This is a genomic window from Collinsella sp. AM10-26 (assembly GCF_003472525.1).
GTDB lineage: Bacteria > Actinomycetota > Coriobacteriia > Coriobacteriales > Coriobacteriaceae > Collinsella.
The window spans coordinates 162,185-176,037 of the sequence record NZ_QRMC01000004.1 but is presented as its reverse complement, the minus strand read 5'-3'; the positions used below and the strand labels follow the sequence as shown (position 1 = coordinate 176,037).

Below are 13,853 nucleotides of genomic sequence, written 5' to 3'. Positions count from 1 at the left end.
CGGCACACGCAATGCACGGCAGCTCACTCTCAGTCGCAACGGCTTTGCCTTTTTCTGACATATGCCAAAAATGCCTTGCGCTGGTCCGCAGGTGCGCTATCCTATTTTTGACATATGTCAGATTTGGAGTGTATATGGCAGGAAGACGCAAAAAATTGCGCCGTGTTGGGATTATTCCCGAATATCGCGGTTTTACCCCCGATGGCCTTGCCAGCGGAGACGCCATCGACATGACGGTCGACGAGCTCGAGGTGCTGCGGCTGTGCGACCTGGAAGGCCTCAATCAGGAGGCTGTCGCCCAGCACATGGGCATCGCTCGTGCAACCGTGGCGGCCATCGGCAGCCGCGCGCATCGCAAGGTGGCAAACGCGCTGGTCAACGGGCGCGCGCTGAGTATCGAAGGTGGCAACATCGCGTACTCCCCCATTACCACGACGACGGCCGCATGGCCAGCAAAGGAGGTTGACACTATGAGGGTGGCAACGACGTACGACAACGGCAACATCTTTATGCACTTTGGCCGCAGCGAGCAGTTCAAGATCTACGACATCCAGGACGGCGAGGTGATCGACGAGCAGGTCGTGGGCACCGGTGGCACCGGTCATGGCGCGCTGGCGGGTCTGCTCGCCAACGGCGGCGTCGACACGCTCATCTGCGGCGGCATCGGCGGTGGCGCTATCAACGCGCTTGCTCAAGCCGGCATCACCGTCTATGCGGGAGCCCAGGGCAGCTGCGATGCGTGCGTCGAAGCCCTTATCGCTGGCACGCTCGCACAGAACGGCGAGGCCACGTGCGGCTGCCACGGCCATGACCACGAGCATTCCCATGAGCATGGCGAGTCCTGTGGCTGCCACGGCCATCACGAGCACGAGGGCCATGAGGGCTGCGCCTGCCACTAGCGGCAGGCAATCGATGCCATCACGTGCCTGCTCACACAACAAATAACGCACCAACGACGAAGGCCGCCTGGAATACCATCCGGGCGGCCTTCGCCATACACGACTCAGCCAGTCGCTACTTTTTATTACGCATCTGCGCTTCCATCTGGCGCAGCAGATCCATATCGGACTTGGGGCCACCCGTTCCCAGGCCGCCCATGCCGCCCAGGCCCATGGCATCCAGGCCGGGAATATTGGGCATGCGCATCTTTTTGCCCTTCTTACCCTTTTTGCCCTTCTTGCCGCCGGCCTGTGCCTGATTGGCCATCGTGCGCATGCGGCCCATCATCTTGTTCATCTCGCCCCACTGCTTCATAAGGCTGTTGACCTCGGTTGGGGTTACGCCAGCTCCCTTGGCAATGCGGGCACGGCGCTGACCGTTGATGATGGAGGGACGCAGGCGCTCCTCCTTGGTCATCGACATGATGATGGCCTCGTTCTTATCGAAGATGCCCTCGTCCAGGTTGCCGCCCATCTGGTTGAGCGCGCGCTGGCCACCGGGAAGCATGCCCAGAATGCCCTTCATGCCGCCCATCTTCTTAACGGCCTTCATCTGGTCGAGCATATCGTTCATGGTGAAGCCCTCGCGCAGCATGCGCTCGGCAGCCTCGAGCTGCTCGGCATCGGCTGCCTCCTGGGCCTTCTCGATGATGCCGACGACGTCGCCCATGCCCAAAATACGCTTGGCCATACGATCGGGATAGAACGGCTCCAGCGAATCGGGCTTCTCGCCCATGCTCACAAACTTGATGGGCTTGCCGGTCACCTGGCGCACGGAAAGCGCGCCGCCGCCACGGGCATCGCCGTCGAGCTTGGAGATGATCACACCGTCAAAGTCGGTGCGCTCGGCAAAGGTCGAGACCACGTTGACGATATCCTGGCCGGTCATGGCATCGACGACCATCAGCACCTGATCGGGCTTGACGGCTTTCTTGATGTCCACGGCCTCCTGCATCATCTGCTCATCGATCTGCAGGCGACCGGCGGTATCGACGATGACCACGTCGCGCAGGTGGTCGACGGCCTCCTGGATGGCGCCCGTGGCAATGTCGACCGGATGCGCACCGTCACCGCGGAAGACCGGCACGCCAATCTCGCCGCCAAGCGTTGCCAACTGGTCGGCAGCGGCAGGGCGGTAGACGTCGCACGCGGCGAGCAGCGGCGAGCGGCCCTGCTTCTTGAGCAGGTAGGCCAGCTTAACAGCCGCCGTGGTCTTACCGGAGCCTTGCAGGCCCACAAGCATAATGACGTTGGGAATACGGTTGCTAAAGACGAGCTTGCTCTCGGTGGAGCCGAGCATCTCGGTGAGCTCGTCGAGCACGATCTTGACGACGTTTTGCGCCGGCGACAGCGACTCCATGACCTCTGCGGTCATGCAGCGCTCCTTGGTCTTGGCGACGAACTCCTTGACGACCTTAAAGTTGACGTCGGCCTCGAGCAGAGCCATACGGATGTCGCGCATGGCCGAGGTGATATCGGCCTCGGTCAGCTTGCCCTTGCCGCGCAGGCGGTCAAATGTGTCATTGAGGCGATCGCTCAGGGAATCAAACACTAGTCACTCCTTAATTGGACTCGCCCACCAGGGCGCGGCAGAAATCTTTGGCATTGAACTCCTGCAGGTCATCGACCTGCTCACCCACGCCGATGCGCAGGATCGGAAGCTTGAGCTTCTCAGCCACGGCCATGGCGATACCGCCCTTTGCCGTGCCGTCGAGCTTCGTCATGATAATACCGTCCAGACCCAGCGCCTCGTTAAACTCGAGCGCCTGGTTCAGACCGTTCTGACCGGTGGCGGCATCAATCACGAGGACAACCGAGACGGGCATGGGGCCGGCGGCCATATTGGCGGCGCGCTTACGCGTCACGTTGACCACCTTGGCAAGCTCTCGCATGAGCTCGGGGCTTGTGTGCAGACGACCGGCGGTGTCGATCAGCACCAGGTCGCTGCCGCGCTTATCGGCCTCGTCGAGCACGTCATAGCACACGCTCGCCGGATCGGAGCCGCGGTCGCGCTTGATGACGGGGACGCCGGCGCGCTGGCCCCACACATCGAGCTGCTCGATGGCGGCGGCGCGGAAGGTATCGGCCGAACCGATCACGACGTTCTTGCCGCGGGCGGCCATGGCGCTCGCGATCTTACCGACCGTCGTGGTCTTGCCGGCACCGTTAATGCCCACAAACAGCACGCAGCTTGGAGTATCGGAAAACGGATCGCGCTCAACAGGCACAAAATGGCCCTCGAGCTGCTCGGCCAGGGCGCGGCGAAGCTGCGGAGCGGTCTTAAGGTTCTTCTTGGCCGCGGCATCGCGCAGGTCATCGGAGACCTTGATGGCAACCTCGGCGCCCATGTCACCCATGACGAGGGTGTCCTCCAGGTCTTCCCAAAAATCCTCGTCGACCTCGCCGCCAAAGTAGAAGACCTCGTTGAGGGCTTCACGGCTGCGCTCAAGTCCGCGCGAGAGTGCGTCAAAGAATCCCATTATGCATTCACGACCTTTCCGGTTTCGCGATCGAGTTTTTGCGAGACGACGCGACTGACGCCGTCGGCTTGCATCGAGACGCCATAGAGAACGTCAGCGTCCTCCATGGTACGGCGCTGATGCGAAATGACCAAGAGCTGCGTATCGGAACGCAGCACATCGAGGGCGCCGATGAGCTTGGACAGGTTGGCGTCATCAAGCGCCGCCTCGACCTCGTCCAGCACATAGAACGGCACCGTGCGCGTGCGGTACACGGCAAAGAGCAGGGCGAGCGCCGTCAGACTCTTCTCGCCGCCCGACATGAGCATCATCTTGGTGATGCGCTTGCCGCGCGGCTGCGCCACGACCTCAATGCCCGTCTCGGCCGGATGCTCGGGATCGGTCATCTCCAGATGAGCCTGACCGCCCGGGAAGAGCATGGCGAAGATCTCGCGGAAGTTCGCGTCGACCTTCTCAAACGTCACCAGGAACGCCTTGCGCATCTTGCGGTCGATCGCCACCGTGATCTTGGTGAGCGCCTTGCGCGCGCTCTCCAGATCGGCCAGCTGCTCCTCGATGTAGTCGGCGCGGCGCTTGAGCTGCTCGTACTCCTCCATGGCAACTTGGTTCACAGGGCCCAGGTTGTTGATCTGGCGCACAAGCTGGTTGAGCTCGCGCTCGGCGGCATCGCGGTCCGTGGGCGCGGGAAGCATGAGCGCTTCCTCGAGTACCGTGGTGCCATCGGCGGTAATGGCCTTAATGGCGGCCTCTACCTGCACCTCGAGCTTGCCACGCGCGACCTTAAACTCATTCTGCGTGGCGGTGGCGGTATCGACCCGCTCCTTAGCGCGGGCAACCTCTGCCTTGGCATCCTCGATGGTCTTCTTGAGCGAAGCGGAGTCTGCCTCTTCCAGAGAGGCCTGGTCACGCAGGCGCGCTGCCCAATCCGACGCGCGTTCCAACAGGGCAGAATAGCGTTCGTACATGGGGTCGACGCGCAGGCGCAGCAGCTCGAGCGAGCGCGAAGCCTGGCGTGTTCCGCGGATACGACGGTCGATGCCCTCAAGACGATGCTCCAGGTCGGGCACGCGGCCCTTCAGCGAACGCAGGCGCTCGCTCGTCTGGGCCAGACGCACCTTGGCATCGGCGAGCTTACCGGCGGCCTCGGAGTCATCGCGGCGCACACGGTCGAGCTCATCGTTAGCCTCGGCAATCTGGAGACCTAGGTCGTTCGCATGCGCACGAGCCTCGTCACGCGAACGAGTGAGCTCGTCCACGCGCGGGCGCGCAGCACGAACGGCCTCTGCGGCCTGCTCACGGCGCTTGGAGATACGCACGCGCTCGATCCCGGCATTGTCGGCGCTTTGCTCCAGACGGCCGATCTCGGACAACAGGGAGCGGCGCTCGCCCTCAAGGCGGGCAATCTCGCCGGCGGCATCGCCCTCGGCGGCACGCGCTTCCTCAACGGCCGCATTGGCCTCAACGACCTGATCAGAAACATGCTCAAACACGGCAGCAAGATCGGGCTCCAAGCCATCGAGCTCACGAATGCGGCGCTTGCGCTCCAGAGCACCCGAGGCCTCGCCAGCATCGAGCCCCACACGCACCAAGCCGCCGCAGGCAACGCGGGCACCATCAGGGGTCACATAGGTCACACCGTCAACGACCGGCGCCGACAGCGCGGCAGAAAGATCGTCCACTACGTAATAGCCGCCGAGCAGTGCCTCGACAATCGGACCATAACCGGCACGCACGGAAAGGCGATCAACCAGACGCGAACCGGCAGCGCCCTCGGCGGCAGCAGTGCCGCTCACGCCGCGCGCTACCAGCAGCGCCTCGCCCGAGGCCTTCTTCTGGTCCAGGGCCGCACGACCGGCACGCTCAAGCGCGGACGTATCGTCGAACAGCAGCGCATCGATATCGCCGGCGAGCAATTGCTCAACCAGGCCCTCAAGCTCACGCGGGGCCTCGAGCACGTCGCCCAGACGACCCGAGACATCGTCGCCCAGCGCACCCACCAGGCGGCTCACGAGCGGCGAGCTGTCGGCCATGCGGGCATCGAGTTTCTTTTGACTGGCAAGCTCCGAGCGCACCTCGGATAATTTGTCGCGCGCCTCGCTCTCGCGGGCACGCAGGCCCTTCAGGACCGCGCGTGCCGTCTCGGTGGCTTCACGCGCATCGACCTGAGCCTGGCGCGCTTCGTCAAGAGCGCACTCAAGCTCCTCGGCGCGGTCGCGACGGCTCTCGAGCGAAGCCGTGACCTCCTCGAGCTGTTCATCGATCTGCTCCAGGCGCGAGGCGTACATGTTGTCCTCGACCTCGGCATTGCTCAAGGAATCCTTCACCTTAGCGAGCTCGAGCGCGGCGTTATCGGCCACGCGCTGCACATCGCGTTGCTCACGCGTAAGCTGCGAAAGCTGATTGTCGAGCGCCACGCGGCGCTCGTGGAGCTCGGCGGCGGCAGGACCAGCGGCGTCAACGTCCTCCTGGGCCTGCATGTGCGCACCGGTCACCTCCTCAAGCTGCGCACGCGCGTCCTCGAGCTCCTCGACCACGCGACGACGCTGATGCTCGGAGCTCGAAATCTGGCCGCGCATGTCGGACAGGCGCGACACCATGTTGTGGCCCTTTTCCTCGAGCAGGCGCATATCGGAGTTAATGCGGCCGACCACGTCTTGCATATGGCGGCGCTGCTCGCCCAGATCGCCCACAAACAGGCCCTTTTCCTCGAGCATAACCTGGAGCTTCTCGAGCTCGCGCTCCTTTTCGCCCATGCGGTACTGCGCAAGCTCCAGCTCGGCGGCACCTTCCTTGGAGCGGCTCTCCAAGTCGTTCCACTGCGACTGCAGCGAACGCAGCTCGTCGACAGCCAGCATCTGCGTAAGCTCATTCGCGCGCGAGGACAGCTCTTTGTACTTGCGCGCGCGATCGACCTGACGCTCCAGCGGTCGCAGTTGACGGGCGATTTCCTTATTGATGTCGCGGGCACGCGTCAGGTGCTCGTCCATCGACTTGATCTTTTTGAGCGCACGCTCCTTGCGGCGCTTGTGCTTGGAGATGCCGGCGGCCTCCTCGATGAGGGCACGGCGCTCCTCGGGGCGGCTCTGCAAAATGGCGTCGAGCTTGCCCTGACTGATGATGGAATGCGTATCCTTACCCAGGCCCGAATCGTGCAGGATGTCCTGAATGTCCATCAGGCGGCACGGACTCGAGTTGATGAGGTACTCGCTTTCGCCCGAGCGATACATGCGACGGGTGATGGCGACCTCGTCAAAATCGACGGGTAGCACATGGTCCGAGTTATCGAGCACCAGCGTGACCTCGGCGACACCCACCGGCTTGCGAGCCGACGAGCCCGAGAAGATGACATCCTCCATGGCCTGGCCGCGCAGCTGCTTGGCGCTCTGCTCGCCCAGAACCCACAGGATGGAGTCGGAGATGTTCGATTTTCCCGAGCCGTTGGGACCGACGATGACGGTCAGGCCCGGCTCAAACGTCATATGGGCGCGGTCGGCAAACGACTTGAACCCTTTGAGCGTGAGGGACTTGAGATACACGGTTCCTCGCTTACACAGGCTTCTTGTTGAGAATCACGCCGTTAGTGGTGTAGCCCATGCGGTCAAGTGCCTCGAGTGCAGCGGCCCCCTCGGCTTCCTTCTTTGAGGAGCCGGAGCCGCGACCCTGGCGAATACCATCGATCAACACCACGGCGGTAAAGGTGGGCGCATGCGCCGGGCCCTCGGAGCCAACGAGCTTATACGCCGGGGGTTCGTGACCGTCGGCTTGCACGCACTCCTGCAAGAACGACTTGGGGTTCGCAGGGTGCTCGGCACGCTCGGAAGCCAGGTGCGGCTTAAGCGTACGGTGGATGAACTCCGCCGCCGCATCCCAGCCGGCATCCAGGTACAGCGCGCCCACGAGCGACTCGTAGACGTTCTCGAGCGCCGAATGCAGGCCGCGCGCACCCGTACCGGTCTCGGAGGCACCAAAGATGATGATGTCGTCGATGCCCAGCTCGTTAGAAACCTCGGACAGCGTGGCGCCCGAGACAAGCGACACCTTCAGGCGCGTGAGCTTGCCCTCGTCAAACTCCGGATAGGACTCAAACAGGGAGCGTGCGACCACGGCGCCCAAAATGGAATCGCCCAAGAACTCAAGGCGCTCATAGCTGGCAGAAACCGGCTGGCCCTCGACTGCCGAGGGATGCGTAAGCGCCGCGCGAAGCAGCACCTTATTATTGAACTCATGCCCCAGGATTTCCTGGGCGCGCGTAAGTCGTTCAGACAAAGCCAAGACCTAGGCCTCCCTGGCGTTTTCGATCGCGTCGACGGCGTCGGCGACAGAGTTGAGCGAAAGCAGAGTCTCGTCATCGATCTCGAGGTTGAACTCGTCCTCGATAGCCGTAACCAGCTGCAGGCGCTCGAGCGAGTTGGCATCGAGGTCGTCAAAGGTGGTCTCATCGCTAATTTCGGCAACATCGACGCCCAGAACGTCAGCAGCGACCTCGGCGATCTTGTCGAAGATTTCGGAGCGGTCCATAGCGCTTCCTCTCATAGTGCATGAATACCAAAAGAATGGTACCGCCCGGGCGGTACCAAGACACGGTTCTGATTCTACCCCACGACGCACGCCCCGAGGCGCATAACAGCGCTCTAACTCGCTCTTATAAAACGATACCGTCCATAGAGTTGGCGACATTCTCGACCAGCCCGGCGCGCACAGCTTCGGCCGCCGCGAGCGTACCGTTTTTGACAGCTTCGACCGACGTGGCGCCGTGGCCGATCAGAACCACGCCGCGCAGGCCCAAAAGAATCGCGCCGCCCTTGGCGTCGCCAGAGAGATTGGCCTTGATCTCGCGCATCTGCTTTTTAATAAGCAGCGCGGCGATCTTGGTTCCAAGTGAAGACATAAAGACGCCCTTGAGTTCCTGCAGCAAAAACTTAGCAGCGCCCTCAGTGGCCTTGAGCGCGATGTTGCCCGACATGCCGTCGGCGACCACGACGTCAAAATTGCCCGACGTAAGATCGGTGCCCTCGCAGTTACCAACAAAGCCGGGAACGACGGCTTTCATGGCCGGGAAGCACGCCTTGGTAAAGTTGGAGCCCTTCTCGTCCTCGGTGCCGTTAGCAAGCAGGCCCACGCGGGGATGCTCAATGCCCAGGACGACGCGGGCATAGGCGCTACCCATCTGAGCAAAACGCACCATGTCATCGACCTCGACATCGGGGTTGGCGCCCATATCGCACAGCACCGTCAGACCGCCGGCGCGATTGGGCAGCGCATTGGTCAGACAGGGGCGCACCGGCTGCTTCTTGCCTTCGGCCTGATACCTAAACGGCGTCACATAGGCGGTGGCGGCGGCGGTCATGGCACCGGTCGAGCCGGCAGAGAAGAACGCGTCCGCATTGCCCTTCTTGATGGCGCGGCAAGACAGCACGATCGAAGACTTGCGTTTGGTCATCACGGCGCGAATGGGATCGTCATCCATGGCGATAACGTCGGGTGCCTCAAGGGCCTCAACACGTGCATGGGAAGCTGCAAAGGGATTGACGATTTCGGCGGGGCCAGCTGCCAAGACCTCGATATCGGGATCGGCGGCAAGCGCAGCCTCGATACCATCGAGAACAACCTGAGGTTTCTCGTCTCCGCCCACAACGTCTACACAAACGCGAACGTTACTCATATACATGCTCCTTATACAAAAATGGCCGACTCATTGAGCCGGCCATTGTGGTTCCATTTGGAACGGCATCGCATCCAGAGTATACCGTTACTCGGTAACGATAACCTCGCGGTCCTTGTAGAAACCGCAGCTGGGGCACACGTGGTGCGGGAGCTTGACAGCGCCGCAACGGGGGCACGTGGACTGAGCCGCAGCCGAGATCTTCATGTTGGCGGAACGACGGGTGTGAGTGCGGATACGACCCTGCTTTTGTTTAGGTACGGGCATAGTGACCTTCCTTATGAACTATCCAGTGTGGCGATTACGCGCAAGTAGCGATACTACCACAGTTTTACTCGTCAAGCTTGAGATTCTTCAATGCTGCAAATGGATTTTCCGTGGCAGCGGCCCATTCGGCCTCCGCCTGGGCGGCGCAATCGCATTGCTCGACGTTGAGATTGCAACCGCAAGTGGAGCACAGACCGTGGCAATCGGGCTTGCAGAGCACCACAAACGGCGTGTCCATGACGACCGCGTCATTGATGGGCTCACCCAGATCGACGATGCGGTCCTCACCCAGGAGCTCGTAGCCGTCCTCGTAGGCCTCGGGGTCCTCGGGCTCCTCAAAGAGGTAGAACTCCTCGATCTCGCCGGCGATATCAAACGAAGCGGGCTCCAGGCAACGGTCGCACTCGCCGGTGGCGTGCGCGCGGACCATACCCGTGAGCAAGACACCGGTACCGGCGTTGGTAAAGACAACGTCGTAGTCGATGCCGTCCTGTAGCTGGTACTCCTTCTCGCCCACCGTGTAGGTGGCGACATCGACCTTACCGGTCAGCGGATACGAATCTCCAGGAAACTCGAGCTGCTCAGATAGATCGACGGTAACGCTCGGGAACTCAGCCATTACCACTGACCATTCTGTTGGGCGGCACCCTCGTTAAGCTGCTGACGGCAACGAGTAACGGTGCCGGTCAGGCTCTTGAGGTTCTCCTCCAGGTGCGTAAAGACCTGCTCTGCGTAGTCCTCGGCAGCATAACGCGTCTCGCGCTCGTACTGCTGGGCACGATCACGGATGTCGTCGGCCTGCTGCTGCGCTAAGCGGACGATCTCCTGCTCACCGGCAATGGTAAGGGCCTGCTGCTGAGCGTCGGCGATGATGGAATCGGCCTGAGCGGCAGCGGAAGCCATAAGCTCCTCGCGCTCCTTAAGGATACGGCGGGACTTCTGCCACTCCTCGGGATAGCTCATGCGGATCTCGTCGAGGATGTTGAAGAACACGTCGGCGTCGATGACCTTGAACTGAGCGTTCTTGCCGAAAGGCGGCTTGGCTTCCTCGATCAGCCCTTCGAGCTCATCGACCAAGCTGACGATCCTATCGCCAGGAAAATTCTCGCCCGGCATCCGGTCTCCTTTCATAGGTAACATATCATCGTGCTAGTTTACCACATGCCACCAGGCAATAAGAAACGTCACGAAAAGCGAAGTCTGAGCGCTTCGACCACGTTGGGCGGGACAAACGTCGATACATCGCTGCCGAGTGAGGCGATCTGGCGAACGACCGAGCTCGAGATGTAGCCGTACTGCGGCGCACTCATGACAAAGATGGACTCCAGCTCGTTATCCAAGCGATAGTTGAGATCTGCCTGCTGCAGCTCGTACTCAAAGTCGGTCATGGCGCGCAGGCCCTTGACCACGGCCCCCGCCCCCTGCTCACGTGCAAAGTCGACCAAGAGGCCGGTGAAGGGCAGTACCTCAACGCCGTCCAAATCACCGAGGGCCTCGCGGGCCAGCGCCACGCGCTCATCGAGCATAAACGTCGTGCCCACACCGTTTTTACCCTGCGACTCGGCAACAGCGACGATCACGCTGGGAAAGATGCGGCGGGCGCGGCGGATTACATCGATATGGCCAAACGTAATGGGGTCGAAGGTGCCCGGAACGATGACGCGGTTAATGGTGTCACTCATGGGCGTCCTCCTGAAACGTCGTGGCATCGTTGTTGTCAGCATCGGTGCCGGCGTTATCACCCTCACCATCGTCATCGCCGACCCAACGAAGCAGATCGACCGAGGTGATGCCATAACGCTTCTCACGCACGGTCTCAAAACCTGCCGGATGCGCGCCCGCATCGGCAGCGGCATGCTCAAACAGGGCATAAGCGCCAGATGCAAGCAGACCCTGCTGAGCCAGGTTCTGCAGCAGCTCCTCGACCGGCTCGGCACCAAAAGCATATGGTGGGTCGAGCAGGACCAGATCAAAGGGGCCGCCCGGCACACGACCGCGCGAGGCACTCGCCAGCATGTCGCCCGCTACCACGCGCCAACGCGCACGGTCACAGCAGAGCGACTCGATATTCTTGGTAATGAGCCGCGCGGCGTTGCGATCGATCTCAAACGTCGTGAGCGAGCGGGCCCCACGAGAGAGCATCTCTAACCCTAAGGCACCGGAGCCGCCAAAGGCGTCCAGCACACGGACCTCGTCCAAATCGAAGTCGAATGCCGACATGACCATAGATGCGCACGCCTCGCGTACGCGATCAGTCGTGGGGCGGGTGACATCGCGACCACGGGGCTCCTCGATCTTACGACCGCGCCATTCGCCGCCGATGATTCTCATCCTCCGCTGACCTCCTTAAAAATGTGTCGATATCGCATGGCGACCGCATCGCGCAGGGGGCGCGTCGCCACGGAGTCAAGGGTGCAAGCATACCGCAAGAGCTCGACCGCGTCCAAATGTGCCCACTCAATCAGCTCCTCGTCGGCATCCAGGTCGACAAAGCGCAGGGTCACACCGCCATGTTGGCGGTACCCCAGGATCTCGCCCTCGTGGCGCAGACGCAGGTCCATCTGGGCGAGCGTAAAGCCATCCGAGGTCTTCTCGAGCGATTGTAGGCGATCTTGTGCTGCCGACGCGCCGCCGTTGCCCTTGGAGTGCGTCATGACCAGGCACGTGCCCGACACGCTGCCACGGCCCACGCGACCGCGCAGCTGGTGCAGGGCAGCCAAACCAAAGCGCTCGCCGTTCTCGATGACCATGACGGTGGCATTGGGCACGTCGACGCCCACCTCGACCACCGTAGTCGAGACGAGCACGTTGATCTCGCCACGCTTGAAGGCATCGATGACCCGATCCTTCTCCCCCGCCGGCATGCGGCCGTGAAGGCGCTCGACGGTAAGCCCAGGCAACGCAAGACGCAGTCGGTCGAGCTCGGTTGCCGTATCGTGCAGCGGCACGGGGACCGTCACGCGGCCCTCGTCGTCGCGGGCGATACCGGGCACGTCCTCCAGCTCATCGGCCGAGTCACTCGGCTCCACGAGCGGGCAGATCACGTAAGCCTGCTGGCCCTTTTCGTGCGCCTCACGGATGGCGCCATAGGCGAGGTCACGGCTCGACTCGGTCAGCACGCGTGTCGTCACGCCAGCGCCAGGGACGGGCCGATGGCGGATGATGCTCGTGTCCAGATCGCCGTAGACCGAAAGCGCCAGCGTACGCGGGATGGGCGTTGCCGTCATTACGAGCAGATCGGCACCGGGGCCCTTCGCGCGCAGGGCGTTGCGTTGGCCGACGCCAAACCGGTGCTGCTCATCGATGACCACGAGCGACAGGTGCTTGAACGCAACGTCATCCGAAAGCACCGCGTGGGTGCCAAAGAGCACGTCAAGCTCGCCCGATTCCAGCTGTGCATGGATGCGCTCGCGCTCTGCGGTCGGCGTAGCACCCGTCAGAAGCGCCCAGGACATGCCGGCCTGCGAGAGCAGAGGGCCAGTCTTATCGGCATATTGGCGCGCCAGCACGCCCGTGGGCGCCATAACGCAGGCCTGGGTGCCCGAATCGGCCGCGACAGCCAGTGCGCAGGCGGCGACGGCGGTCTTACCGGTACCGACATCACCCAGCAGCAGGCGGTTCATCACGCGCCCGCCATCGCACATATCGCGCAGGATATCCTGGAACGCGGCTTCCTGCTCGTCGCTCAGCGAAAACGGCAAGGCCTGCTTGAGCGCGGCCAGGTGATCGCCCGCGGTATGGGCATAGGGCACCACATCGACCAGGCCGCCGTCGTTGCGCAGGCGCAGCGCCAGCTGCAGGTAGAGGCACTCCTCGTAGGCAAGCCGTGCGCGCGCGATATCGCGCTCAGCCATGCTCGAGGGAAAGTGGATCGAGTGCAAAGCACGGGCATTGCTCATGAGCTTCCGCTTTGCGCGCAGCGGTGCCGGAATGGGATCAAAGGGATTGCCGACAACCTCGAGCGCGCCGCTTACAATGCGGCGCATCCATGCCTGGCTCACCCCATCGCTCACATAATGGACCGGCAGGATCGTGCCCGCGGCACGCCCGTCCTCGAGCTTTTCGAAATGCGGAGAGGCCATCTGCTTAAAACCATAGGCAAACTCGACCTTGCCCATCACGGCCAGGCGGTCGCCCTGCTTAAGCTGCTGGGCAATCCAGGGCTGGCGGAAAAAGGCGACCTGCAGCACGCCCGTCTCGTCAACGAGCGAGACCTCGGTCACCTGCATGCGCGGACGCGGCTGCTTTTGGACGATACGGTCAACCGTGGCGATGATGGTGCACACGATACCGATGGGCGCCATCTCGATGGACCACGAGCGGGTAAAGTCGAGGTATCGATGAGGGATATGGAGAAGGAGGTCCCCCACCGTCCGAATTCCCAGACGGCGAAGGGCCTCCTCACGTTTACCCGAAACATATTTGAGTCGCGCGATATCCTCGTCGAGCGCATTGCTCTGGGCAAAGCGCTCCGAGACGCGCGGCACGGAGCACAGCTCGGACATG

At 62.3% G+C, this 13,853-nt stretch carries 13 protein-coding genes; 1 reads left to right on the top strand and 12 read right to left on the bottom strand.

The window, feature by feature from the left end; translation table 11 throughout:
• The first annotated feature begins 134 nt into the window (after positions 1 to 134).
• A complete protein-coding gene (locus DW123_RS04970) occupies positions 135 to 899 on the top strand; it encodes a NifB/NifX family molybdenum-iron cluster-binding protein (RefSeq protein ID WP_118273423.1) in 765 nt (254 codons plus the stop codon).
• A 115-nt stretch (positions 900 to 1,014) separates the two neighbouring features.
• On the opposite strand, the gene ffh is transcribed toward DW123_RS04970, so the two are convergent.
• The 12 genes from ffh to DW123_RS04910 form a co-directional block, all read right to left on the bottom strand.
• Positions 1,015 to 2,490 carry a signal recognition particle protein gene (ffh, locus tag DW123_RS04965; protein WP_117794255.1) on the bottom strand — a complete coding sequence of 492 codons (1,476 nt, stop codon included), beginning with the start codon at positions 2,488 to 2,490 and terminating at the stop codon, positions 1,015 to 1,017.
• Positions 2,491 to 2,500: 10 nt separating this feature from the next.
• Positions 2,501 to 3,418 carry a signal recognition particle-docking protein FtsY gene (gene ftsY / locus DW123_RS04960; protein ID WP_118273422.1) on the bottom strand — a complete coding sequence of 306 codons (918 nt, stop codon included), beginning with the start codon at positions 3,416 to 3,418 and terminating at the stop codon, positions 2,501 to 2,503.
• The gene (gene smc, locus DW123_RS04955) at positions 3,418 to 6,954 is read right to left on the bottom strand and encodes a chromosome segregation protein SMC (RefSeq protein ID WP_118273421.1); all 3,537 of its coding nucleotides are present in this window, start codon (positions 6,952 to 6,954) and stop codon (positions 3,418 to 3,420) included. Before smc ends, ftsY begins: the two co-directional genes overlap by 1 nt.
• 10 nt (positions 6,955 to 6,964) lie before the next feature.
• The gene (rnc, locus tag DW123_RS04950; protein ID WP_117742819.1) at positions 6,965 to 7,690 is read right to left on the bottom strand and encodes a ribonuclease III; all 726 of its coding nucleotides are present in this window, start codon (positions 7,688 to 7,690) and stop codon (positions 6,965 to 6,967) included.
• 3 nt (positions 7,691 to 7,693) lie between these two features.
• Positions 7,694 to 7,936 (bottom strand): acyl carrier protein, encoded by a 243-nt coding sequence (locus DW123_RS04945; RefSeq protein WP_055309519.1) that lies wholly within the window; start codon positions 7,934 to 7,936, stop codon positions 7,694 to 7,696.
• Between the two features lie 124 nt (positions 7,937 to 8,060).
• On the bottom strand, positions 8,061 to 9,080 hold the full coding sequence (gene plsX / locus DW123_RS04940; RefSeq protein WP_118273420.1) for a phosphate acyltransferase PlsX: 1,020 nt from the start codon (positions 9,078 to 9,080) through the stop codon (positions 8,061 to 8,063).
• Between the two features lie 87 nt (positions 9,081 to 9,167).
• Positions 9,168 to 9,347 (bottom strand): 50S ribosomal protein L32, encoded by a 180-nt coding sequence (gene rpmF / locus DW123_RS04935; RefSeq protein WP_022094017.1) that lies wholly within the window; start codon positions 9,345 to 9,347, stop codon positions 9,168 to 9,170.
• A 64-nt stretch (positions 9,348 to 9,411) separates the two neighbouring features.
• On the bottom strand, positions 9,412 to 9,966 hold the full coding sequence (locus DW123_RS04930) for a DUF177 domain-containing protein (protein WP_117735041.1): 555 nt from the start codon (positions 9,964 to 9,966) through the stop codon (positions 9,412 to 9,414).
• The gene (locus DW123_RS04925) at positions 9,966 to 10,463 is read right to left on the bottom strand and encodes an ATPase (RefSeq protein ID WP_040358176.1); all 498 of its coding nucleotides are present in this window, start codon (positions 10,461 to 10,463) and stop codon (positions 9,966 to 9,968) included. The genes DW123_RS04930 and DW123_RS04925 overlap by 1 nt, the downstream gene beginning before the upstream one ends.
• Positions 10,464 to 10,531: 68 nt before the next feature.
• Positions 10,532 to 11,029, bottom strand: a complete 498-nt coding sequence (coaD, locus tag DW123_RS04920; RefSeq protein WP_117735040.1) for a pantetheine-phosphate adenylyltransferase — start codon at positions 11,027 to 11,029, stop codon at positions 10,532 to 10,534.
• Positions 11,022 to 11,678, bottom strand: coding sequence for a 16S rRNA (guanine(966)-N(2))-methyltransferase RsmD (gene rsmD / locus DW123_RS04915; RefSeq protein ID WP_117735039.1), 657 nt, complete (start codon positions 11,676 to 11,678; stop codon positions 11,022 to 11,024). The genes coaD and rsmD overlap by 8 nt, the downstream gene beginning before the upstream one ends.
• A complete protein-coding gene (locus DW123_RS04910; RefSeq protein WP_118273419.1) occupies positions 11,675 to 13,852 on the bottom strand; it encodes an ATP-dependent DNA helicase RecG in 2,178 nt (725 codons plus the stop codon). The genes rsmD and DW123_RS04910 overlap by 4 nt, the downstream gene beginning before the upstream one ends.
• Position 13,853: the final 1 nt, after the last annotated feature.

What these genes read in the sequence shown, in the direction of transcription:
- DW123_RS04925 (WP_040358176.1), bottom strand. Translation starts at nt 10,463, where the DNA reads ATGCCGGGCGAGAATTTTCCTGGCGATAGGATCGTCAGCTTGGTCGAT.
- ftsY (WP_118273422.1), bottom strand. Translation starts at nt 3,418, where the DNA reads ATGGGATTCTTTGACGCACTCTCGCGCGGACTTGAGCGCAGCCGTGAA.
- rsmD (WP_117735039.1), bottom strand. Translation starts at nt 11,678, where the DNA reads ATGAGAATCATCGGCGGCGAATGGCGCGGTCGTAAGATCGAGGAGCCC.
- DW123_RS04970 (WP_118273423.1), top strand. Translation starts at nt 135, where the DNA reads ATGGCAGGAAGACGCAAAAAATTGCGCCGTGTTGGGATTATTCCCGAA.
- plsX (WP_118273420.1), bottom strand. Translation starts at nt 9,080, where the DNA reads ATGAGTAACGTTCGCGTTTGTGTAGACGTTGTGGGCGGAGACGAGAAA.
- coaD (WP_117735040.1), bottom strand. Translation starts at nt 11,029, where the DNA reads ATGAGTGACACCATTAACCGCGTCATCGTTCCGGGCACCTTCGACCCC.
- DW123_RS04945 (WP_055309519.1), bottom strand. Translation starts at nt 7,936, where the DNA reads ATGGACCGCTCCGAAATCTTCGACAAGATCGCCGAGGTCGCTGCTGAC.
- DW123_RS04910 (WP_118273419.1), bottom strand. Translation starts at nt 13,852, where the DNA reads ATGTCCGAGCTGTGCTCCGTGCCGCGCGTCTCGGAGCGCTTTGCCCAG.
- rpmF (WP_022094017.1), bottom strand. Translation starts at nt 9,347, where the DNA reads ATGCCCGTACCTAAACAAAAGCAGGGTCGTATCCGCACTCACACCCGT.
- DW123_RS04930 (WP_117735041.1), bottom strand. Translation starts at nt 9,966, where the DNA reads ATGGCTGAGTTCCCGAGCGTTACCGTCGATCTATCTGAGCAGCTCGAG.